Raw genomic sequence first — 22,387 nt, forward strand, 5'->3', positions numbered from 1 at the left:
CACGGACAACCAATGCAGGCTCTTTTTATCGGACAGACCTATATCGACGTCGTCTTCCTCACGGACCACATGCCGACCGGCGACGAGAAGCACGTGGCCTCGGATTACGCAGTCTCCTTCGGCGGCAACGCGGTCACGGCGGCGTTCTGCTGCGCCAAGCTCGGCATCGTGCCTGACCTGATCGCGACTGCCGCCAATGACTGGCTGGGGCGCATGTTCCAGGACATGTGCGCGAAATACGCGATCTCGCTGCATGCGCGAAAGGTGAACCAGTCCTCGCTGTCCTTCATCATGCCCAAGGACGGCAAGCGCGCGATCGTCCGCTGCCGCGACGATTCCCACATCCATCCCTTCCCGATCCTCAATCTCGGCAATTGCCGCGCGCTGCATGTCGACGGCCATCAGCCGGACGCCGCGATCCACTACGCCAAGGTCTGCCGCGAGGCCGGCATCCTGACCTCGCTCGACGGCGGCGGCCTGCGCACCAACACGCACGAGCTCCTGGAATTCATCGACGTCGCGATCGTCGCCGAGCGCCTTTGCGAGCAGATGGACCTGACGCCGGAGAAGATGCTCGATTACCTGAAGAGCCGCGGCTGCAAGATCGGCGGCGTCACCATGGGTGAGAAGGGCCTGCTCTGGTACAACGAGACAGGCGCGGTCGAGATCATGCCGGCGATGCCGATCCCGCGTGAGCGCGTGATCGACACCAACGGCGCCGGCGACGTCTTCCACGGCGCCTATGTCTATTCCTACCTCGCCCATCCCGGCAAAAGCTGGCGCGAGCACTTTGATTTTGCCCGCGCCGCTTCGACGTTCAAGATCCAGCGGCTCGGCAATGAGGCCGGCTTGCCGACCCTTGTCGACATCGCCAAAGTCAGGCACGAGTTCGAGGTCAAGGCCTAGTCTTCGCAGAGGTTCAAATGGGGCGCGTCTACGTCGCCGGCAGCATCAACATGGATGTGGTGGCGACGGCCGACCGCCATCCAAAAGTCGGCGAGACCGTCGCCGGCAAGCAGGTGCTGTATTTCCCCGGCGGCAAGGGCGCCAACCAGGCCGTCGCGGCCTCGCGGCTCGGCGCCCGGACCACGCTGATCGGCCGCCTGGGCAAGGACTCATTCGGCACCGAGCTGAGGGCGTTCCTCGCCGGTCAGGGCATCGATCTCGGCTACGTTCAGGAGACGGCGGAGGCGCACACCGGCACCGCCATCATCACGGTTGCGGCGGCCGACAACACCATCGTGGTCATTCCCGGCAGCAATGCGCTGGTCGGCGCCGACGACGTCAGTGTCGTCCCGCTCGTCAAAGGCGATGTCGCCATCAGCCAGTTCGAGATTCCGCTCCCCACGATTGCCGCCTTCTTCCTGCGGGCGCGGGCGGCGGAGGCCACCACGCTGCTGAACCCGGCGCCGGCACAAAAATTTGGCCGCGAGCTGCTTGAGCTGGTCGACATCCTCGTGCTGAACGAGACCGAGCTCGGCTTCCTCGCCGGCACCGAGCTGTCCGACAACGATGAGGCCGCGCGGATCATCCAGGTCGCGCGGCAGCTTCAGGCGCGCGAGGACCAGACCATCTGCGTCACGCTCGGCAAGCGCGGCGTGCTCGCCCTCGCCGGCGACCAGGAGTTTGCGGTGCCCGGCCGCGTGGTGAAGGCGGTCGACACCACCGGCGCCGGCGATTGCTTCGTCGGTGCGCTCGCGGCGCAACTCGCCGACGAAGTCCCCCTGCGCACGGCGCTCGCCTTCGCCAACGCCGCCGCCTCGATCAGCGTGCAGCGCATGGGCGCGGGGCCGTCGATGCCGACGGCCGCGGAAGTGGCGGCGGCTCTGTAGAGCGTGGCGCTTCCTCCGCCTCTCCCCGCCTGCGGGGAGAGGGAGTAGAGTTCACGCCAGCGCGCTCTTCAGGTCAAAACTTTCGTCTGCGGCCTGCTCCGGCGTGATCGAGCGGTCCATGCCCTGCAATCTGCGGCCGAACATGTGATCGCCGGCCCGGTTGATGGACTCGATGCCGACCAACTTGTCGCCCCTGTAGCAGAACGCCGAGAACGCCTTTTTGGCGGGATCGCCGCGCAGAACGACGCGATCGTAGCCGGTGGTGAGGCCCGCGATCTGGAGCTTGTCGTCACCCTGGTCACTCCAGAACCAGGGATGGCTGTCGTAAGGCTTGCGGTCGCCGGTCAGCCGGGCCGCGAGGCAGCGGGCGTGATCGGTGGCGTTCTGCACCGATTCCAGCCGCAGCGAGCCGCCAAAGCGCGGGCTGACGAACAGCGCGCAGTCGCCGATCGCCGAGATGTCGGGATCGGCCGTCGAGAGATATTCGTCGACGATGATGCCGGCAGCGACCGGCAGCCCCGCCTCGGCCGCGAGCTCGATGTTCGGCAGCACGCCGACGCCGACCACGACGAGGTCGGCGGGCAGATGCCTTCCGTCGCTCAAGGAGACGCCGGTGACCCTGCCGTCCTCGGCCTCGATACTGGTAGCCTGCACGCCGAGATGAATGCGGATGCCGGCCTCACGATGCCGCGCCTGAAAATACGCCGAGACCTCTGATGTCACCGCGCGCGCCATCACGCGCGGGGCGAGCTCGAGCACGTCGACCTCCAGCCCCTTGATCCGGGCCGTCGCTGCGAATTCGAGGCCGATGAAGCCGGCGCCGATCACCACCACCCGCGTCCTCGACGGCATGATCTTTCGCAGCGCCTCGCTGTCGTCGAGAATGCGCAGATATTTGACGTCGGGCAGGTTGGCATTGGGCAGATCGAGCAGCCGGTTGCGCGCGCCTGTCGCCAGCACGAGGTGGCCGTAATCAAGCATCTCGCCCGATGCGAGATGCAGCTTGCGCCCGGCGCGGTCGATCGAGACCGCGCGGCCCGCGATCAGCTCGATCTTCTGATCCGCATAGAATTTCTCCGGCCGGAACATCAGGCTCTCCGGCCCGGCCGAACCCTTGATGTACGCCTTGGACAGAGGCGGCCGCTGATAGGGCAGATGCGCCTCGTCGTTGATCAGGCAGACGCGGTCGGAAAAACCCGCCTGCCGCAGGGATGCCGCGACCTGATAGCCGCCATGGCCGGCACCGACAATGATCACCGGACCGCCAGTCATTGGAACAGCCCACTTCCGGAGACACGAGCGTGACCCATGTCGTCTCCTCTCATGCTGATATTGGCTTGGCTAGCCTAGGAGGAGCCGGCGCTCGTGTCCGTCCCTCAACGAAGGCGGCCCCATTTGAGCCTATCGTTCCGCCTTGCGCAAGAGCGGCGCGCGGGGATTGTCTCCCCTCGCCTTCTGCGATTTAGTTGCACGAACGACCTCATGCCGGGGATTTCCAAGATGCCAGCTCCCATCTCCCAACCCGACGATCCCGCCTTGCTGCGGATCGACGGCCCGATCGCGACCATCACGCTCAACCGCCCCGCCGCGTTCAACTCGATCAACCTTGCCATTGCGCAAAAGCTCGAGCAGCTCGCCTCCTATATCGAGGGCGACGACGCCATCCGGGTTCTGGTGATCGAGGGCGAAGGCCGCGCCTTCTCGGCCGGCGGCGATCTGCAGACGATTGGAGCTGCGGCCGAAGCGGGCACGGTGACGCCTGTCGTCGGCGAGCTGCTCAAGCACTATCACGCCTTCATCGAGACGATCCGGCGCATGCCGAAGCTGTCGCTGTCCAGCGTCCACGGCTCGGCCGCCGGCGCCGGCATGGGCCTCGCCTTCGTCACCGATCTCTGCATCGCCGCGGAGGACGCCAAATTCACGCCGGCCTATGCCAAGATCGGGGTGTCGCCGGACGGCGGCTCTACAGTGGGCATCGTCGGCACGGTCGGCTCCCGCCGCGCGCTCCAGATCTTCCTGTCGGAGGACAATTTTACCGCGCAGCAGGCCCATGAATGGGGCCTGGTCGCGAAGATCGTTCCCGCGACCGAGCTGAAGGCGGCGACGCGGCAGCTCGCCGAGCGTCTGGCGCAGAACCCGCCTGCCGCGATCGCCGGCACCAAGTCGCTGGTCTACCAGGCGGCCACCACGCCAGTGAAACAGCAGCTCGACGCCGAGGAGCACAAGATCATCATGGCGATGAACACGGAGGAGTTTCGGCTCGCCGTGAAGAAATTCACGAGCAAGGGCAAGTAGCGCTACTGCGGACAGATATAGCCCGTCCCCGCCGGCGACTTGAAGCAGCCGACCGACTCCGGCAGCACGTGGCGCGGCAGCCACAGCACGACGCTCGGGAAATAGATCGCGAACGCGATCGTCGCCAGGAATACCACATAGATCGGCAATGCGGCGCGCAGGGCCTTGGCAAAGCTGATGCCGACGAATTTCGACGCCATCAGTAGCACCAAACCATAAGGCGGCGTGATCAGGCCGAAGGCGAGCGTGGCGATCAGCACCACCCCCATATGCACGGCATTGATGTCGCCCGCCTCGGTCAGCGTGTTGACCAGCGGCATGAAGATGATGATGGTCGGCACCGGCTCGATGAAGTCGCCGACCACGGTGAACAGCAGCACCATCAGCAGCATGATCAGGTGCGGATCGTGACCCGCGATCGAGGTGATCAATTCGGCGATGTAACTGGCGCCGCGCAAGTAAGCGAGCATCCAGCCGAAGGCGTTGGCGGCGCCGATGGTGATCAGCGGCAGCGAGAAGATCAGCCCGGCGAGGCAGAAATCATAGGGGATCTTCCTGAAGTGGCCGCGGTTGAGCGCGGGGATGACCACGAGGACGATCCAGGCCACCGCGACGACGCCGGCTTCGGTGGGCGTGAACCAGCCCGTCAAGATGCCCCCTAGCAGGATCACCGGGATCATCAGCGGCAGGGCCGCATCGCCGGCCGCGAACACCACCTGCCGCAGCGGCGCGCGCGGCTTGCGCAGGCCGGAGGGGCCGAAGAAGTAGCAGTAGATCATCAGGCCGATGCCGATCATCAGGCCCGGCACCACGCCCGCCATGAACAGGCCGGCGATCGAGACGTTGCCGACCGCGCCATAGACCACCGCCGTGATGCTCGGCGGCACCAGCGCGGCGATCGTCGAGGCGGAGGCGATGATCGCGGCGATGAAGGCGGGCTCATAACCCTCGCGCTTCATCGGGCCGCCCAGAGCGCGGCTCATCACCGCAACGTCGGCGGTGGTTGAGCCCGACATTTCCGAGAAGAACATGCTGAAGACGACGACCACCTGGGACAGTCCGCCCCTGATATGCCCGACCAGCGATACCGACAGGTTGGCGATCCGCACCACCACATTGGCCGAGCTCATGAGCTCGCCGACCAGCAGGAAGAACGGGATCGCCAGCAGCGCCTCGGAATCGACGCCGTCGAAGATCTTCTGGATGATGGCGGCGAGCGAGACGTCGGACAGGATCGCGCCGATGAAGACGCCGGCCATCAGCGAGAACGGCACGGGCACGCCGAGATAACCGAAGGACAGGAAGCAGATCGACATCAACGCCAGGACGACAGGTGCGCTCATGGCTGCGCCCTCATCTGCGCCTCTGTAAGGCCGGGCGCGGCATCCTCGCCCGGCGGCTCGGGATGGTCAAAGCCGTTGCGCAGGCCGTTGACGAGCTGCTCGATGGTGAACAGGCCGATCAGCACGCCCGAGAGCGGGATGATCGCGTAGAGCGAAGCGATCGGCGTGCCCGACGGCAGGCGAAAACTGCCGAAGCCGCGGAGATAGTTCTGGTAGCCGTACCAGATCAGGCAGAAGGCGACGCCGAGCACGACCAGGCGGATGATGACTTCGACGATCAGCCGTGGCGTTCCATGCATCGCCTCGGATATGGCAGTGAGATAGAGGTGATCGTTGCGCCGCGTCGCGGCCGCCGTGCCGACGAAGATCGCGTAGATGAACAGAGTCGAGGTGACTTCCTGAAGCCACAGCCAGGGATGGCCGATGGTGCGGGTGACGATGTCGGCGGTCACCGACAGCGAGAAGCCGAAGCAGAGCACGCCGCACAGGATCATCAGCGCAAGCTCGAGCCAGTCGAGCCCGCGCCATTTCAGGTGGCGTTGCCGCTGAACGAGCAGTTTGTCGGCGATGGCCATTTACGTCCCCGTCGTCCCGGGCCTAGTGCAGAATGCTTCAGTTGAATCGGCGACTGCTGGTTGAGTGAACCTCTCCCGCCTGCGGGAGAGGTCGGCGCGGAGCGCCGGGTGAGGGCTGCCTCCTCATTGGGAGTCTCTCCGCGGAGACACCCTCTCCCCTACCCTCTCCCGCGAGCGGGAGAGGGAGCGCACCGTCTTCCGGCATCACGTTAGTTAACCGACCGGATCAAATTCTTGATCTTCTCGGCATGCGGGCCGAGCTCCTTGGCGAGCTTGTCGAGATAGGGATCGGCGATTGCCGTAAAACTCTTCTTGTCGACATTGTCGACGATCTTGACGCCCATCTTCTTCAGCTTGTCGGCCGCCGTGCGCTCGAGATCGAACGCCTTCTGCGGCTCCTTGGTGCTGATCTCGTTGGCCGCCGCCTGCACCCACCCCTTCTGCTCCGCCGACAGACTCTGCCAGAGCTTGTCGGAGATGAACACCAGCGCGTTGTTGGCTTCGTGCTCGGTGATGTTGAGGACCGGCGCGACCTCGTAGTGCTTGTTGACGAGGTAGACGTTGATGCTGTTCTCGGCGACGTCGACCACGCCGGTTTGCAAGCTCGTGTAGACGCTGCCGAACGGCATGTGCACGGTCTGGGCGCCATAGGCCGGGAACATCAGGTCTTCGGTCGCGGTCGCCTGGACGCGGACCTTCAGGCCCTTGACGTCGCCGACATTGTGGATTTCCCGCCTGCTGTACATATGGCGCACGCCCTGCGAGCCGGTCGCGATCACGTGCAGGCCCTGCGTGGTCTCGTCGATCATGGTCTTGAGCGCTTCGAACACGCGGGGATCGGCCAGGCCCTTGACGACGTGGTTCTCGTCGCGGAACAGGAAGTGCAGCGACATCACGCCGGCCTGCGGCGAGATCGTCGCGGTGTTGGCCGAGGAGATGATGGCGAACTCGACGTCGCCGGCTTTGACGAGCTGGAGCACCTGCGGCTCCTGCCCGAGCTGCGCGCCGGGATACTGGTCGATGATCATGGTGCCCTTGCTCAATTCCTTGAGCTTGTCGGCAAAGAGGTCGCCCGCGATCGAATAGCCGGTGTTGCGCGGCTGGTCGTAGGCGAAGCGATAATGCTTCACCTCCTGCGCCCCGGCCGCCGTGACGAACAGCATGGCGGACAGAACCGCCAACCCACGCATGGATCGTGCAATCATCGTTTCCCCCTGTTTTATCGCCCGCCGCTTCAGCGGTCTGGGCGTTCGTTCGGGTGGTTGGTCACCCCTTCTCGGTCTGCTTCCCAGTCCTCTGCATGAAATCGAAGTCGCAGCCCTCGTCGGCCTGCATGATGGTCTCGTTGAACAGCCAGGCGTAGCCGCGCCGCGCCTCCTCGGGCGCCGCCGCCGGCTTGAGCGTGGCGCGCCGGCGCTCCAGCTCGGCGGCGTCGACCAGCAGCTCGATGCTGCGCCTGGCAACGTCGAGCCGGATCATGTCGCCGTTCTTCACCAGCGCCAGCGGCCCGCCGACGGCGGACTCGGGCGTGATGTGCAGCACGATGGTGCCGAACGCCGTGCCGCTCATCCGCGCGTCGGAAATGCGCACCATGTCCTTGGTGCCGCCGCGCGCGAGCTTCTTCGGGATCGGCAGATAGCCCGCCTCCGGCATGCCCGGCGCGCCCTTCGGGCCGGCATTGCGCAGCACCAGCACGTCGTCGGCAGTCACGTCGAGATCGGGATCGTCGACCCGCAAGGTCATGTCCTCGACGGATTCGAACACCACCGCGCGCCCCGTGTGCTGCAAAAGCTTGGGGCTCGCAGCCGATTGCTTGATCACGGCACCGCGCGGGGCGAGATTGCCGTGCAGGACGGCAAGGCCGCCTTCCTTCTTGATCGGATTATTGCGCGGACGGATCGCGTCCTGGCCGGGCACGTCTTCCGCATTCGCCGCGATATCACCCAGCGTCTGGCCGGTGATGGTCTTCGCATCGAGATCGACGAGATCGCCGAGCTGCGCCAGCAGCTTCGGCACGCCGCCGGCGTGATGAAAATGCTCCATGTAGTGCTCGCCCGACGGCTTGAGATCGACCAGCACCGGCACCTCGCGGCCGATCCGGTCGAACACTTCGAGATCGAGCCGGTGCGGCGAGCGATGCGCCATCGCCGTCAGATGGATCAGGCCGTTGGTCGAGCCGCCGATCGCCTGGAGCACGACCTGCGCGTTCTTGAAGGATGCCGGCGTCAAGAGCTCGCTCGGCTTCGGGCCCTTGGTCTTGGCCATCTCGGCCGCAACCCGGCCGCTCGCCTCAGCGAGGCGGAAGCGTTCGGCATGCGGCGCGGGGATCGTCGCGCTCATCGGCAGCGACAGGCCCATCGCTTCGATCATGCAGGCCATGGTCGAGGCCGTGCCCATCACCATGCAGGTGCCGACCGACGGCGCGAGGCGGCCGTTGACCGCCTCGATCTCGGCATCGTCCATTTCACCGGCGCGATACTTGCCCCACAGCCGGCGGCAGTCGGTGCAGGCACCTAGCACCTCGCCCTTGTGATGACCGACCACCATCGGCCCGACGGGGATGACAACGGTCGGCAGATCGGCGCTGATCGCGGCCATGACTTGGGCAGGTAGCGTCTTGTCGCAGCCGCCGATCACGATCACCGAATCCATCGGCTGCGCCCGGATCATCTCCTCGGTATCCATCGCCATCAGGTTGCGCAGATACATCGAGGTCGGATGCGCAAAACTTTCGGCGATCGAGATGGTCGGGAACACGAACGGCATCGCGCCCGACAGCATCACGCCGCGCTTGGCGGCTTCGATGATCTGGGGGACGTTGCCGTGGCAGGGATTGTAGTCGCTATAGGTGTTGGTGATGCCGACGATCGGGCGCTCCAGCGCGTCGTCGGAATAGCCCATGGCCTTGATGAACGCCTTGCGCAGGAACAGCGAGAAGCCGGCATCGCCATAGCTCGTCAGACCCTTGCGCAAGCCACTCGTCATCATGCCACTCCATTCACCTTGCCATTGTCGTACAGGCTACCCCCGGATTGTCAATAACGCCGGCGCCTATGGTGGCAATTTCCGGCTCCCGGCACCGCCCGCGACACAAATTATTGACAATCCTCCCCTTCCCTGCTCCACAGGACGGACCGGCCCGGTGCTGAAGGCTGAGAGGATGTCCGACATTCACACCGCAGACGCCATGACGGTCCGGCGCGACGATCCGGACGACGTGGTCGCGCGGCTGGAGGAGGACATCATCTTCGGCCGCCTTGCGCCCGGCGCGCGCCTGACCGAGGACGCGCTGATGTCGGCTTACGGCACCTCGCGCCACTTCGTGCGTCAGGCGCTGGTGGATGCCGAGCGGCGCGGCATCGTCCGCCGCGAGAAGAATGTCGGCGCCACCGTGCGGTTCTATTCGGCAGAAGAGGTTCGGCAGATCTATGAGGTCCGGGAGATGCTGACCCGGCAGGCCGCGCTGATGATCCCCCTGCCCGCGCCGCAAGGCCTGATCGACGAATTGACCACGCTGCAACGGCAATATTGCGCCAAGGCCGACGTGCAGGACCTGCGCGGCATCCATGAAGCCAACGACGCCTTCCACCTCGCGCTGTTCTCCGCCTGCGGCAATCCCTATCTGGTGCGCTCGCTCCAGGACTACATGAACCTGACGCTGCCGATGCGCGCCAAGAACCTCGCCGACCGCGACGGGCTCGCGCAATCGCGGCGCCAGCACGAGCTGATGATCGAGCTCTTGAAGGGCCGCGACAGCTGGGCATTGGCGCAGCTCTGCGTCGATCACATGCAGTTCAGCAAGTCGGATTATCTGGCGCGGATTTCTGGCGAAACCGAGCGCTAGCGCGTGCGCCTGTCGGCCCGCCGGCGCAGCAACAGCCGATGCGGAGAAGGATGAACCACGCGCCGGGGCAATGGAACCCGGCGGAACTCATCCAACCAGTTGATAATCTTCTGGTAGAAGCTGTTCAATCGCTCAACCAATTAACGGGTTGTTAGAGGACTCTATCCCAAATGGTTTCTGGAACAAATAACAACCACGCCGGGTTCCATTGCCCGGAGCAATCGCATGAATGTACCTGGTCTCCTGATCGCAACGGCCTTTGGCGCAGCATTTTTTGCCGGGGAGTATGTGTGGTACTACCAACCCGCTTTCATCAACCCGGACGTCTTGATCAGCACGTTCTCCTCGGAACATATGAAAGCGCGCGCAGCAGTCCGAAAAGCGCTGATCGATCCGGACTCGGCCAAATTCAGCGCATTGCGTTCAATTGACGCCGGCGCGGCGAGGTATGTTTGCGGCGGTGTCGAGGCAAGGGACAAGTCCGGCCAGTCCATCGGAACCGCTTTCGTCTATACCGTGGCCATTGATTTTGCCCGCATCGATGACGACGGACGGATCACGCATCAGCATTCGGGATACCGACCTTGCCCCACCGAAGAGGACAAGGTCGTGCAGCAGCGGCCGGCTCTGTCACCCGGCGTGTCGTCGGTCGTCAGAACCGTTCAGAAAGTCGCCCCCGACGTGCACATGTCGGTTGCACCCGGCCTGACGACGCCTGCACCGTCGGCGGGCGGATCGTCATCTGGCGGCACAATGGAGCAGCAGGTCCGCGAGCTGGCCGCCCGGACCGTTCCGCCTGATGCTGCAAATGGACAGCCACCAAGCCCGACCGCGAACCGTGGGGTTGCCAAGGAGAGTGAGTGGCAAGCCGATCGACCTCCGGCCGCGTGGCCCACATTTCCTCCGGATCACGCATTGGCGAGATCAACCCGGAAACGAACCCCGTCCGAAGCACTGGCCCTGGCGAAAGACGTCGAGGACCGCTGGAAGCAGGCGGAGTCGTCGGCCGACATTTCGATGCGCCCATCACCGGAGGACATCAACGAGGCATGCCGCGCGCTGCTCTCGATCGATTCAAGACACGCCGAATATCCAAAAGCGTGGGCAGCTTTCGCGCGGTTGCAAAAGATAAGCCGCGACATCGCCAGCGGCTGATTTCGGTGACGCGCTTCGCTCGTCGCCGGGCGCGCAATGACCATTCAGTACCGTCTCAACAGGCCGCGCGCCACGCTGGTCTCGCCATGACCGGCGCAGGCCCGTTTCGGATTCCTGATCAAGTCCGTCCGGACCCGCCTGAACGTCCTTCCGGCGGACTCGGCCACCTCTGGGCGGAATTTTCCGGGATCGTAGCTCTCGCCGTCATGGGCCTTGATGGCCGCAGCATAGGCGTCGATCATCGCCATCGCGGCATCGGGGCCGCCGAGCAGTCGGGCGCCGAGTTGAACGCTGCCGGCACCATCGACCTCATAGCCGGTGCATCGCTGCTCCAGCACCGCGGATGCGGTGACGAGCTGGTCGAGGAACGTTGTTTCGGCCTCGCTGAGCGTCGCGGCCTGCGCCGGCCCTGACACGATTAGTGCGAGCAACGCGACGGCTGGCAGTTTGATTTTCATGCTCGGCCGATCATGTGGATCGATCAGGCGCGCCCCTGACGACTCATGAAAAGGCCGTACAGAAACAGGAGGATGATGGCACCGACCACGCTTCCGATGAAGCCGGCGCCCTCCCCGAACCGGTACCATCCCACGGCCTGGCCGAGCCAGGTCGCAACGAACGCGCCGACAATTCCCAGGACCGTGGTCAAAATGAACCCTCTGGGCTCGGACTTATCGCCGGGCATGATGAACTTCGCGACCAGTCCGACGAGAAATCCGATGATGATCGTCCAAAGGATGCTCATGTCCATCGCTCCATTCGGTCAATTCGAGACATCAAACGTCTGAAGGAATGCGTGATCGCTTGATGGGCCAGACGACGCCGGGAACGACGTTGATCTAGATCAATGGGCCAAAGCAGCCGAGCGGAAAGCTGCAGGCTGCTCTTCCTGGTGAGACGGCGCTCAACGAGCTCCGCAACGCGAAGCGGGATGATGCATGGCGATCATCGGCGAGATCACGCACACGACGACCTATCGCTATGCAAAGCCGGTGACGTTCGGCACGCACCGGGCCATGTTCCTGCCGCGGCGCGGCGCCTCCACCCGGCTGCTTCGCTGGTCCGCTTCGACCAGTCTGCCATCAAAGGTGCATTGGATCACCGACGCCCGCTCGAATGCCGTCACCGTGATGGACTTCAGCGAGCCCGGCAGCGAGCTGACCTTCACCTTCAAGGTTCGCGGCATCTATTTCGGCGTCAAGGGGCTGGAGACGTTTCCGCTGGAGCCGCGGGCCGAGGAAGTCCCCGTGCAGTACACGCCGGATGAGTGGACCGATCTTGCAGGATACCTGCGTCCGCATGCCGACGATCCAGACGGCAGCCATGCGGCGTGGACCAAGAGCTTCGTTGCCGGCGATCAGGACCGGACCGCCGACGTGCTGCGCCGGATGCTGGGCCTGTTTCGCAGCGAGTTCAGCTATCGCGGAAGAGATGCGGAAGGCACCCAGTCCCCCGGCGAGACGCTGCGTACGAAATCCGGGACCTGCCGGGACTTCGCCTGGCTCATGATCGAGACGTTGCGCCGCCTCGGCTTTGCCGCGCGCTTCGTCAGCGGCTATCTCTATGACGCCGCGCTCGACGGCGGCGCCGTGGGGATGACCGGCTCCGGCGCCACCCATGCATGGGTGCAGGTATTCCTGCCCGGCGCCGGCTGGCTCGATTACGATCCAACGAACAGCCTGAGCGCCGGCTTCGACCTCATCCCGGTGGCCATAGCGCGGCATCCGGGGCAGGCCGTGCCGCTGGCCGGCTCGTGGTTCGGCGATTCCGGCGACTACCTCGGCATGTCGATCAATGTCGCCGTTCGCAAGCTCAGCGAAATGCTCGATCCTTCGGAGGGATAGGCCACAGGCGCGGCGGTCAAACGTCCCGAGGCCGGGCGAGGGCCGGATGATGTCAGTGAGAGAAGACGCGCGTGCCTGACGTCCATGCCCGTTGGTTTCCGACCGGACTGGCCCCGATTTCCCAGCCCGCGCCACCCCACAGGGCGTCAACCACGCCAAGATCGCCCGCGCCGTCACGGACAAAGAAGAGGTTGGGAGCGGAGCTGGTCTGCAGCGCCCCGCTTTCGCCGTTGGCCTGCAGCCTCAAGAGACACCAGATGTCGGCAAGTTTGCTCTCGGCGCGAGCGCCCAGCTCGCCGAGGATCTGCCCGGAATTCGAGGGATTGTTCAAAACATGCGTCTGCAGAGACGTATCGTCCGCGGCTTCGACCTTGACGGCGAACCGGCGCGCAAAGGTCGCGCCGAGCCACGAAATCTTGACAGGCGCGGTCGGCGTGATGTCCTCCTTGAAATGCTCGCTCGCAACGAAGGATTCCGCGTGGGGAATGGCCGCCGTTGACGGGGGATCGAGAGGTTCGCCGGGCTTGCGCTTGAGCGAACATTCGATCCTGGCGCGGGGAACAAGCGACGCGGAGCTGCCGCCAGATTTGTTCTCGTCGGCATGCGCGCTGAAACTGGATGCCGCCAGAACAATAACAAGACATAGGTTGGGCGCTAAGCGGCGCATTGTTTGGCGTCCTTGAATTGCCGATTCAAGAACAAGGTAAACTGTGAATTGCTTCTGTAAATCGAAGATCAGGTTTCTGGTTAAGCTTAAAGCAAGGAACTCATTTGAAGAGAAATGCAAGATATCTGGAACCACGCGCCTGCCTGGCAGCAGCGTGCGACGCACCCGGACGCCTCAAGATCGTATCAGACGCTCGGCGCCCTTGCGATTCACACGCAAGGTGGAAAGCGCGAATTTCAGCGCGCGGTCCCATGAAGCTCTTGATCAGCGAGCCGCTCTACTTGCCCGCCAAGCGCGCGATCGTCTGACCGGCCGGAGGAACCCGCAAGTCCGGTCCGGACACTGGCTGCGGCGTGATCCGGCAGCATCTTGCCTGCGCGCGGAGCGGATCGCTCCACATCCAGCGCACGCGCCAGGCCGGATTGTAGGCGTAGGCCGGGATGCGCCAGAACCAGATGGTTTCGTAGACACTGTCCCCGAATCGATCCACATCCGGACGTGGCGTTGGCCAGGATGCTGCCGCGACGAGAACGACAGTCAACACCGCGGCCCCTGACAGAACCATCTTGCGCATCTTGCTTCCACAATCGCTAGAATGAAAAGGGCGGTCACTTCCGCGCAACGCAATGCATAGAAGAAACGTTGACGTGTTCCGACAATAGAACGCCTATTTCCAAAAACGGAAATCCGGAACTCTACGGTGTGCACACAGACGTTAGTCGCAAGGAGCCGTTCGGATATCTGCCGCCATCACGATCGTATGCGCGTCAACTCGGGATGGGGCCCCTCCACCAGTCTGGCCCGCCCCACCGGGAATCCCAACGCTCACCGCACGAGTGAATTTCTCCCGGCTCCGCAAGCGGGGCCGGGAGAGCGCACCTGCATTCCTCCAGGCAACGACGCTAGCGCTTGGTCCAGTCGATGATGCGGCTCGCATCGCCGTCGAACTCGTTGCTGCAGAATGCGCCGCCCTGGTAGTGGTCGCCGACCGGATCCGGCTTCAGCTTGGCCTGCTCGGCCATCGCGTGCTCGCGGAAATCCTCGGCGCGTCCCGTGGGGCGATAGCCGAATTCGTAGGCGCGGTGGTTGTCCCACCAGGCGCGCTCGTTGAGGGAGGCGCCGTAGAAGACCTCGAAATGGATGTCGGGATGTTCGAGCCCGATGCGGCAGAGCTGCACGAGGTCGTCGGGCTTCAGCCAGATCGAGAGCCGGCGCTGGTCGAGCGGCATGTCGCCGAAATTGCCGATGCGCAGGCACGTCACCTTCAGGCCGTGCTTGTCGGCGTAGAGCGCACCGACGGCCTCGCCGAACACCTTGCTGACGCCGTAACGGCCATCGGGGCGCGGGGTGACATCGGTCCCGATCTTGTGGTGGCGGGGATAGAAGCCGACGGCGTGGTTGGACGAGGCGAACACCACGCGCTTGACGCCCTTGCGGTACGCCGCCTCGAACAGATTGTAGCCGCCGATGATGTTGGCCTGGAGGATGTCGTCCCACGGGCCCTCGACCGAATAGCCGCCGAAATGGATGATGCCGTCGACGCCCTCGCAGATCGCCTCGCACTGCGCGAGATCGGCGAGATCCGCCGCCTTGAATTTTTCGTTCGCGCCGAGATCGGCGGGCGGCTTGATGTCGGAGAGCAGGAGATCCGGATAGATCGGCGGCAGCAGCTTTCGCAGGCTCGTGCCGATTCCGCCCGAAGCTCCCGTCATCAAAATACGCGGCATGTCTTCCCTCGCCTGTGGTGACCGATTTGCGGCCGTAGATAACTGATGCTAGCAGACTTGGACAGAGGGAACGCAACAACGAGACCTGCACATGAACGATGCATCGTCCCACACTCAAGGCTGGCGGCCGGCGACCTATTACCCCGATCCGGCGATAAAGGCACTCGATCCCCGCTTCGAAAAATACTGGCTGAAACTGTCGGCGGTGGAACGGCTGACGACCGGCCTGCGCTGGGCCGAGGGTCCGGTGTGGTTCGGCGACGGCCGCTATCTCCTGTGCAGCGACATCCCGAACCAGCGCATCATCAAATGGGAGGAGGAGACCGGCGCCGTCTCGGTGTTCCGCAAGCCCTCCAATTTCGCCAACGGCAACACGCGCGACCGCCAGGGCCGGCTCGTCACCTGCGAGCATGGCGGGCGCCGCGTAACCCGCACCGAGTATGACGGCAGCATCACGGTGCTGATGGATTCCTTCGGCGGCAAGCGGCTGAACTCGCCGAACGACGTCGTGGTGAAATCCGACGGCTCCGTCTGGTTCACCGATCCGACCTTCGGCCTGCTCGGCAATTACGAAGGCTACAAGGCCGAGCCCGAGATCGAGCCGAATGTCTACCGGCTCGATCCCGCAGCCGGCCAGGCGACCATCGTCGCCGAGGGCGTGCTCGGGCCGAACGGGCTGTGCTTCTCGCCGGACGAGAAGATTCTGTATGTCGTGGAATCGCGCGGCGTGCCGAACCGCAAGATCCTCGCCTATGACGTCTCAGCCGACGGCACCACGATCTCCAACAAGCGCGTGCACATCGACGCAGGTCCCGGCACGCCTGATGGCATGCGCTGCGACAACGACGGCAATCTCTGGTGCGGCTGGGGCATGGGCGATCCCGAGCTCGACGGCGTCGTGGTGTTCGCGCCCGACGGCGTCATGATCGGCCGCATCGCCCTGCCCGAACGCTGCGCCAATCTCTGCTTCGGCGGCGTCAAGCGCAACCGCCTGTTCATGGCGGCGAGCCAGTCGATCTACGCGCTGTATGTGAACACGCAAGGCGCGCTGGGGGGATAGGCGCAGCTCTCTCCTCCGTCATTCCGGGGCGCGCCGTCTTCGGCGCGAGCTATGATGCGCAATTGCGCATCTGAGAATCCATCGTGCGGCAGCGCTCGAGGCAAAATGGATTCCGGGCTCGTCGCTTCGCGACGCCCCGGAATGACGGGAGAGAGACCAAACGAAAAACGCCGGAGCGGTTTCCCGCTCCGGCGTCATGTTGGTTCAGGCGCTAAGCCTTACGCCGCGTTGAAGCCGGCGACGGCCTTCACTTCGAGGAAGTCCTCGAGGCCGTACTTGCCCCACTCGCGGCCGTTGCCGGACTGCTTGTAGCCGCCGAACGGTGCGGTGCGGTCGTTGGGCACGCCCTGGAGGTTGACGTTGCCGGCGCGGATCTGGCGGGCGACACGCTTGGCGCTCTCGACCGTGTCGGCCGAGACATAGCCGGCGAGACCATAGGGCGTGTCGTTGGCGATCTGCACGGCGTCGGCTTCGTCCTTGGCGCCGATGATGGTCAGCACCGGTCCGAAGATCTCTTCGCGGGCGATCGTCATGTCGGGAGTGACGTCGGCGAAGATGGTCGGACGGACGTAGAAGCCCTTGTTGACGCCTTCGGGCAGGCCCGGGCCGCCGGCGACGAGCGTTGCGCCCTCGTCGATGCCCTTCTTGATCAGGCCCTGGATCTTGTCCCACTGGCCGCGGTTGACCACGGGGCCGATGGTGGTGCCTTCGGCGCGCGGATCCCCCGCCTTGGTCTTGTCGGCGACGGCCTTCGCGATCGCGGCGACTTCCTTCATCTTCGACAGCGGCACGATCATGCGCGAGGGCGCGTTGCAGGACTGGCCGGAGTTGTTGAACATGTGCATCACGCCGCCGGTCACCGCCTTCGTGAGGTCGGCGCCTTCGAGGATGACGTTCGGCGACTTGCCACCGAGCTCCTGGCTGACGCGCTTCACGGTCGGCGCGGCGCGCTTGGCCACGTCGATGCCGGCGCGGGTCGAGCCGGTGAACGAGATCATGTCGATATCGGGATGCTCGCTCATGGCGGCGCCGACCTCGGGGCCGAGGCCGTTGACGAGGTTGAACACGCCCTTCGGCACGCCGGCTTCATGGAGGATTTCCGCGAAGATCAGCGCCGAGGTCGGCGTAAACTCCGACGGCTTCAGGATCATGGTGCAGCCGGCGGCGAGTGCGGGCGCGACCTTGCAGGCGATCTGGTTGAGCGGCCAGTTCCAGGGCGTGATCATGCCGACCACCCCGATCGGCTCGCGCAACACCATGGCGGTGCCGACCGGCTCCTCGAAATGATAGTTCTTGAGCACGTCGAGCGTGGTCATGAGATGGCCGAGGCCGGCGCCGGCCTGCAGCTTCTCCGCCATCGGCAGCGGTGCGCCCATCTCGTCGGAGACGGCAGCGCCGATCTCCTTGAGGCGGCCCTTGTAGATCTCGATGATTTTCGTGAGCAGCGCGACGCGCTCCTCGCGGCTGGTCTGGGAGAACGTTGCAAAGGCGCGCTTGGCGGCGGCAACGGCCTTGTCGACATCGGCCTTGGAGCCGAGCGCAACCTCGTACATCGCCTCTTCCGTCGCGGGATTGACCACGGCGGTGGACTTCTTGACGGCGGGATCGACCCAGGCGCCGTCGATGTAGAATTGCATGCGATTGACCATCGTTAACCTCTTCTTGGGGGCATGGTGGGGGCGTTTCGGCAGGCATCCTTGCACGAAAGCGCCGGCAATTGAACCCGCCATATGCGGGGCCAGCGTTGCGGCGGACGGAGGATATATGAGCCGATGGCGGGAACGAGGCAAGGCTCCCTCAGGCGTCATTCCGGGACGGCTCGAAGAGCCGAGCCCGGAATCTCGAGATTCCGGGTTCGCGCTAACGCGCGCCCCGGAATGACGACGTAGTTACTTCCACTACACCGCCATCTTCCGATGCAGCACCGGCGCGCCGGTGGTGAGGCTTTCGGCCGCATCGATGATGGCGTTGGCATCGATGCCGTAGTGGCGGTAGAGGTCGGCGATGCTGCCGGTCTGGCCGAACTGCTCGACGCCGAGCGCCTCGACGCGGTGGCCGCGGACGCTGCCGAGCCAGCCGAGCGCGGACGGGTGGCCGTCGATCACGGTCACGATGCCGCAGTCGCGCGGCAGCGGCGCCAGCAGCTTCTCGATGTGGCTGAGGTGCTGCACGCCGCGCCTGTCACGCCGCAATTTCCGTGCTGCGGTCCACCCCGCATGCAGGCGGTCGGCCGATGTGATCGCGAGCAGCCCGATGTCGCGCCGGCTCTCGCCGATGAAGCCGGTCGCCTCGATCGCTTCGGGCGCCATCGCGCCGGTATAGGCGATCACGAGCTCGGCATTGGGGCCCGGCTTACGCAGCCAATAGGCGCCGTCGGTGATGCCCTGCTGAAGCTCCGGCGTCATGATCCGCTGCGCCTGCTCGATGCTGCGCGTCGAGAGCCGCAGATAGACGGAACCGCCCTCGCCCGGATCGCGCTGCATGTGATTGAAGCCCCAGCCCATGATCACGGCGAGCTCGTCGACGAAGGCTGGCTCGAACGAGGCGAGGCCATCCTGCGCCATGCCGATCAGCGGCGTCGCGATCGACTGATGCGCGCCGCCCTCGGGCGCAAGCGTGATCCCTGACGGCGTCGCCGCCACCATGAAGCGCGCATCCTGGTAGCAGGCATAGTTCAGCGCATCGAGGCCGCGCTCGATGAAGGGATCGTAGAGCGTGCCGACCGGCAAGAGCCGCGCGCCGTTGATCTGGTGCGACAGGCCAAGCGCCGAGAGCATGATGAAGAGGTTCATCTCGGCGATGCCGAGCTCGAGATGCTGGCCCTTGGGCGAGGCGTCCCAGTTGTAGGTGGACGGAATTTTCTCGCTGCGGAATAAGTCCGCCTTCTCGGCGTTTGCGAACAGGCCGCGCCGGTTCACCCACGGGCCGAGATTGGTCGAAACGGTCACGTCGGGCGAGGTCGTGACGATGCGCCTGGCGAGCTCGCTGTCGCCGCGCGCGATCTCGTTCAGCACGAGGCCAAAGCCCTGCTGGGTGGACATCTGCGGCGCCGGCTTGAAGGCGAGCTGCGCGGGCACCTCGACCACCGGGGCGGTCAGCCGGCGGCCGTCCTGGTTGAACGGCACGCGCGCGAGGAACGCGTCGAGCTCGGCCGAGCTTTGCGCGAGGCCCTCGTACTTGTCCCACTCGTGCCCGGGGCGGATGTTCTGGCTCTCGCGATATTTCTCCATCTGCGCGACCGTCATCAGGCCGGCGTGGTTGTCCTTGTGGCCCTGGAACGGCAGGCCCACGCCCTTGATGGTGTAGGCAATGAAGCAGACCGGACGGTCGTGGTCGATGGACTCGAACGCTTCCAGCATGCTCGCCATGTCGTGGCCGCCGAGGTTCGACATCAGCGCCAGCAGTTCCTCATCGCTGCGCTTGTCGATCAGTTTGGTGATCGGCCCCTGGTCGCCGATCTCGTCGTGCAGATGCTTGCGGAAGGCCGCGCCGCCCTGGAAGCACAGCGCCGCATAAAGCGCGTTCGGGCAATTGTCGATCCACCTCTTCAGCGCCTCGCCGCCGGGCTCGGCAAAGGCCTCGCGCATCAGGCGGCCGTATTTCACGATGACGACGTCCCAGCCGAAATTGCGGAACATGGTCTCGAACTTTTCCCACAGCCCTTCGCGCACGACGGCGTCGAGCGACTGGCGGTTATAGTCGACCACCCACCAGGTGTTGCGCAGGCCGTGCTTCCAGCCTTCTGCCAAGGCTTCGAAAATATTGCCCTCGTCCATCTCGGCATCGCCGACCAGCGCGATCATCCGCCCTTCGCGGCGGTCCTTCATCCAGCCATGCGCCTTGACGTAGTCCTGCACCAGCGAGGCGAACAGCGTCTGCGCGACGCCGAGGCCGACCGAACCGGTCGAGAAGTCGACGTCGTCGACGTCCTTGGTGCGCGAGGGATAGGACTGCGCGCCCTTGAAGCCGCGAAAATTCTCCAGCTTCTCGCGGCTCTGCCGGCCGAACAGATACTGGATGGCGTGGAACACCGGACTCGCATGCGGCTTCACTGCGACGCGGTCCTCAGGGCGCAGCACATGGAAATACAGCGCCGACATGATGGTGGCGAGCGAGGCCGACGAGGCCTGGTGACCGCCGACCTTCAACCCGTCCGCGTTCGCGCGGATATGGTTGGCGTGGTGGATGGTCCATGACGACAGCCACAGCGCCTTGCGGCTGAGGGCGGTCAGGGTTTCGAGGCGCGCGGAATCGACGGGCATGGCGATGCTCCGGAAAATGACGCCCCGATGATACGCCTGCCGGCCCCGCCAAACTTCTCAATTTTTCGCGCCATACCTGCCGATATTGGGATATTTTACCAATCGAATGCCCCCTGACCCAGGTTTCATCCCAATGCCCGAGCTCGACGCCATCGACCGCAAGATCCTCAGCTACCTCCAGAACGACAGCCGGCTGACCATGCAGGAGCTCGCCGACAAGGTCGGGCTCTCGGTGTCGCCCTGCCATCGCCGTGTCAAGCTCCTGGAGGAGCGCGGCGTCATCTCGCGCTATATCGCGACCGTCGACCAGAAGGCGCTCGGCCTGCATGTCAGCGTCTTCATCTCGATCAAGCTGGCGCGGCAGAAGGAGGAGGACCTCAACCGCTTCGCGCGCGCGATCTCGAAATGGGACGAGGTGCTGGAGTGCTATCTGATGACCGGCAACCGCGACTATCTGTTGCGCGTGGTCGCAGCCGACCTCGCCTCCTACGAAACCTTCCTGAAGACCAAGCTGACCCGGCTCGACGGCATCGCCTCGATCGAGTCGAGCTTTGCGCTCAGTCAGGTGAAATATTCGATCGCGTTGCCGGTCTGATGGCCCCGCCGGGTTATTTCGGAACCGGTGTCACAAGGGCGCAATAAACCCCGCCGATGGTCACGGGCGACAGGCACCCTGCCGAAAGAAGGACCCATGACCGCATCGGACCGCACCCCTGAAATGGCCAAACGCGAGCGCATCATCCGGGAAATGACCGACGATCTCGACGAAGAGCTGGAGATGGAGCTCGATGACAGCAGGCTCGACGAGACCGGCACGCTCCGCCCGACGGTGGATCGCAGGCTCTATTTCCGTGAGCTGCTGCGGCTGCAGGGCGAGCTGGTCAAGCTCCAGGACTGGGTGCAGAGCGAAAAGAAGAAGGTCGTGGTGCTGTTCGAGGGCCGCGACTCCGCCGGCAAGGGCGGCGTCATCAAGCGCATCACCCAGCGGCTCAATCCCCGCATCTGTCGCGTCGCCGCGCTTCCCGCGCCGAGCGAGCGCGAGCGCTCGCAATGGTACTTCCAGCGCTACGTGGCGCATCTTCCCGCCGGCGGCGAGATGGTGCTGTTCGACCGCAGCTGGTACAACCGCGCCGGCGTCGAGCGCGTGATGGGCTTCTGCTCCGAAGATCAGTACCAGGAGTTCTTCAAGACGGTGCCGGAGTTCGAGCGGATGCTGATCCGCTCCGGCATCATCCTGGTCAAGTACTGGTTCTCGATCACCGACGACGAGCAGCAGTTCCGCTTCAGCATGCGCATCAGGGATCCGCTCAAGCAGTGGAAGCTGAGCCCGATGGACGTCGAGGCGCGCAGCCGCTGGGAGCAGTACACCAAGGCCAAGGAGACGATGCTGGAGCACACCCACCTGCCCGACTCGCCATGGTGGATCGTCGATGCCGTGGACAAGAAGCGCGCGCGGCTCAACTGCATCGCGCATTTGCTCAGCCAGATCCCGTACCAGGAGGTCGCACGCGTGCCGGTGGTGCTGCCGCCGCGCGTACGCAACCCGGACTATCACCGCGGGCCAGTTCCGCCGGAGATGTATGTGCCTGCGAAGTATTGAGCGAGGCCCTGCTCCTGAGGCGAGGCGAGCAGCCGCGAGCTCGGTCAACCTCTCCCGCTTGCGGGAGAGGTCGGCGCATAGCGCCGGGTGAGGGCTCTCTCCACACTGGGACTGCCGATGAGGAAGCACCCTCTCCCCAACCCTCCCCCGCAAGCGGGGGAGGGAGCCCACCGCCGTTGCGGC

The 22,387-nt window shown here is 64.7% G+C and carries 21 protein-coding genes; 9 read left to right on the plus strand and 12 right to left on the minus strand.

The window, feature by feature from the left end; all coding sequences use genetic code 11:
- The first annotated feature begins 12 nt into the window (after window positions 1-12).
- Together EI171_RS33860 and EI171_RS33865 are read left to right on the plus strand one after the other, a co-directional pair.
- Window positions 13-906: a sugar kinase gene (locus tag EI171_RS33860; protein WP_028174811.1), complete on the plus strand. Its 894-nt coding sequence runs from the start codon at window positions 13-15 to the stop codon at window positions 904-906.
- 17 nt (window positions 907-923) lie between these two features.
- Window positions 924-1,832 carry a ribokinase gene (locus tag EI171_RS33865; protein ID WP_161535901.1) on the plus strand — a complete coding sequence of 303 codons (909 nt, stop codon included), beginning with the start codon at window positions 924-926 and terminating at the stop codon, window positions 1,830-1,832.
- A 51-nt stretch (window positions 1,833-1,883) separates the two neighbouring features.
- On the opposite strand, the gene EI171_RS33870 is transcribed toward EI171_RS33865, so the two are convergent.
- A complete protein-coding gene (locus EI171_RS33870) occupies window positions 1,884-3,104 on the minus strand; it encodes an NAD(P)/FAD-dependent oxidoreductase (protein WP_161535902.1) in 1,221 nt (406 codons plus the stop codon).
- 228 nt (window positions 3,105-3,332) lie between these two features.
- On the opposite strand from EI171_RS33870, the gene EI171_RS33875 reads away from it, so the two are divergent.
- The gene (locus EI171_RS33875) at window positions 3,333-4,127 is read left to right on the plus strand and encodes an enoyl-CoA hydratase/isomerase family protein (RefSeq protein ID WP_028174808.1); all 795 of its coding nucleotides are present in this window, start codon (window positions 3,333-3,335) and stop codon (window positions 4,125-4,127) included.
- Window positions 4,128-4,129: 2 nt separating this feature from the next.
- On the opposite strand, the gene EI171_RS33880 is transcribed toward EI171_RS33875, so the two are convergent.
- From EI171_RS33880 to EI171_RS33895, 4 genes are all read right to left on the minus strand, one after another.
- Window positions 4,130-5,470: a TRAP transporter large permease gene (locus EI171_RS33880; RefSeq protein ID WP_028174807.1), complete on the minus strand. Its 1,341-nt coding sequence runs from the start codon at window positions 5,468-5,470 to the stop codon at window positions 4,130-4,132.
- Entirely contained in the window at window positions 5,467-6,045 is a 579-nt protein-coding gene (locus tag EI171_RS33885; RefSeq protein ID WP_028174806.1) for a TRAP transporter small permease, read from the minus strand. Before EI171_RS33885 ends, EI171_RS33880 begins: the two co-directional genes overlap by 4 nt.
- Window positions 6,046-6,254: 209 nt before the next feature.
- Window positions 6,255-7,250 carry a TRAP transporter substrate-binding protein gene (locus tag EI171_RS33890; protein WP_011085611.1) on the minus strand — a complete coding sequence of 332 codons (996 nt, stop codon included), beginning with the start codon at window positions 7,248-7,250 and terminating at the stop codon, window positions 6,255-6,257.
- Between the two features lie 61 nt (window positions 7,251-7,311).
- Entirely contained in the window at window positions 7,312-9,030 is a 1,719-nt protein-coding gene (locus EI171_RS33895; protein WP_161535903.1) for an IlvD/Edd family dehydratase, read from the minus strand.
- Between the two features lie 175 nt (window positions 9,031-9,205).
- Here EI171_RS33895 and EI171_RS33900 point away from each other — a divergent pair, with 175 nt between their 5' ends.
- Both EI171_RS33900 and EI171_RS33905 read left to right on the plus strand, forming a co-directional pair.
- On the plus strand, window positions 9,206-9,889 hold the full coding sequence (locus EI171_RS33900; protein ID WP_028174804.1) for a GntR family transcriptional regulator: 684 nt from the start codon (window positions 9,206-9,208) through the stop codon (window positions 9,887-9,889).
- A gap of 225 nt (window positions 9,890-10,114) precedes the next feature.
- Window positions 10,115-11,044, plus strand: coding sequence for a hypothetical protein (locus tag EI171_RS33905; protein WP_028174803.1), 930 nt, complete (start codon window positions 10,115-10,117; stop codon window positions 11,042-11,044).
- Window positions 11,045-11,088: 44 nt separating this feature from the next.
- Here the strand turns inward: EI171_RS33905 and EI171_RS33910 are convergent, their stop codons facing one another.
- Window positions 11,089-11,502 carry a hypothetical protein gene (locus tag EI171_RS33910; protein ID WP_161535904.1) on the minus strand — a complete coding sequence of 138 codons (414 nt, stop codon included), beginning with the start codon at window positions 11,500-11,502 and terminating at the stop codon, window positions 11,089-11,091.
- A 23-nt stretch (window positions 11,503-11,525) separates the two neighbouring features.
- Complete coding sequence (locus tag EI171_RS33915) at window positions 11,526-11,789, minus strand: GlsB/YeaQ/YmgE family stress response membrane protein (protein WP_028174801.1); 264 nt, start codon at window positions 11,787-11,789, stop codon at window positions 11,526-11,528.
- Between the two features lie 193 nt (window positions 11,790-11,982).
- On the opposite strand from EI171_RS33915, the gene EI171_RS33920 reads away from it, so the two are divergent.
- Window positions 11,983-12,888 carry a transglutaminase family protein gene (locus tag EI171_RS33920; protein WP_011085605.1) on the plus strand — a complete coding sequence of 302 codons (906 nt, stop codon included), beginning with the start codon at window positions 11,983-11,985 and terminating at the stop codon, window positions 12,886-12,888.
- Between the two features lie 52 nt (window positions 12,889-12,940).
- Here EI171_RS33920 and EI171_RS33925 read toward each other — a convergent pair whose 3' ends face one another.
- The 3 genes from EI171_RS33925 to EI171_RS33935 form a co-directional block, all read right to left on the minus strand.
- Window positions 12,941-13,720 carry a hypothetical protein gene (locus EI171_RS33925; protein ID WP_028174800.1) on the minus strand — a complete coding sequence of 260 codons (780 nt, stop codon included), beginning with the start codon at window positions 13,718-13,720 and terminating at the stop codon, window positions 12,941-12,943.
- Window positions 13,721-13,832: 112 nt separating this feature from the next.
- Window positions 13,833-14,129 carry a hypothetical protein gene (locus EI171_RS33930; protein WP_028174799.1) on the minus strand — a complete coding sequence of 99 codons (297 nt, stop codon included), beginning with the start codon at window positions 14,127-14,129 and terminating at the stop codon, window positions 13,833-13,835.
- A gap of 328 nt (window positions 14,130-14,457) precedes the next feature.
- Window positions 14,458-15,282, minus strand: a complete 825-nt coding sequence (locus EI171_RS33935) for an NAD(P)-dependent oxidoreductase (protein WP_060911026.1) — start codon at window positions 15,280-15,282, stop codon at window positions 14,458-14,460.
- 91 nt (window positions 15,283-15,373) lie between these two features.
- Between EI171_RS33935 and EI171_RS33940 the strand changes: the two genes are divergently transcribed.
- Window positions 15,374-16,342: an SMP-30/gluconolactonase/LRE family protein gene (locus EI171_RS33940; RefSeq protein ID WP_161535905.1), complete on the plus strand. Its 969-nt coding sequence runs from the start codon at window positions 15,374-15,376 to the stop codon at window positions 16,340-16,342.
- Between the two features lie 218 nt (window positions 16,343-16,560).
- On the opposite strand, the gene EI171_RS33945 is transcribed toward EI171_RS33940, so the two are convergent.
- Together EI171_RS33945 and EI171_RS33950 are read right to left on the minus strand one after the other, a co-directional pair.
- The gene (locus EI171_RS33945; protein ID WP_161535906.1) at window positions 16,561-17,991 is read right to left on the minus strand and encodes an aldehyde dehydrogenase family protein; all 1,431 of its coding nucleotides are present in this window, start codon (window positions 17,989-17,991) and stop codon (window positions 16,561-16,563) included.
- Between the two features lie 249 nt (window positions 17,992-18,240).
- Window positions 18,241-20,604: a transketolase gene (locus tag EI171_RS33950; protein ID WP_060911024.1), complete on the minus strand. Its 2,364-nt coding sequence runs from the start codon at window positions 20,602-20,604 to the stop codon at window positions 18,241-18,243.
- A 133-nt stretch (window positions 20,605-20,737) separates the two neighbouring features.
- Here EI171_RS33950 and EI171_RS33955 point away from each other — a divergent pair, with 133 nt between their 5' ends.
- Together EI171_RS33955 and ppk2 are read left to right on the plus strand one after the other, a co-directional pair.
- Window positions 20,738-21,199, plus strand: coding sequence for an Lrp/AsnC family transcriptional regulator (locus EI171_RS33955; RefSeq protein ID WP_027546512.1), 462 nt, complete (start codon window positions 20,738-20,740; stop codon window positions 21,197-21,199).
- Between the two features lie 96 nt (window positions 21,200-21,295).
- Entirely contained in the window at window positions 21,296-22,204 is a 909-nt protein-coding gene (gene ppk2 / locus EI171_RS33960) for a polyphosphate kinase 2 (RefSeq protein WP_161535907.1), read from the plus strand.
- Window positions 22,205-22,387 lie beyond the last annotated feature (183 nt).

This window comes from Bradyrhizobium sp. LCT2 (assembly GCF_009931255.1).
Lineage (GTDB): Bacteria > Pseudomonadota > Alphaproteobacteria > Rhizobiales > Xanthobacteraceae > Bradyrhizobium > Bradyrhizobium diazoefficiens.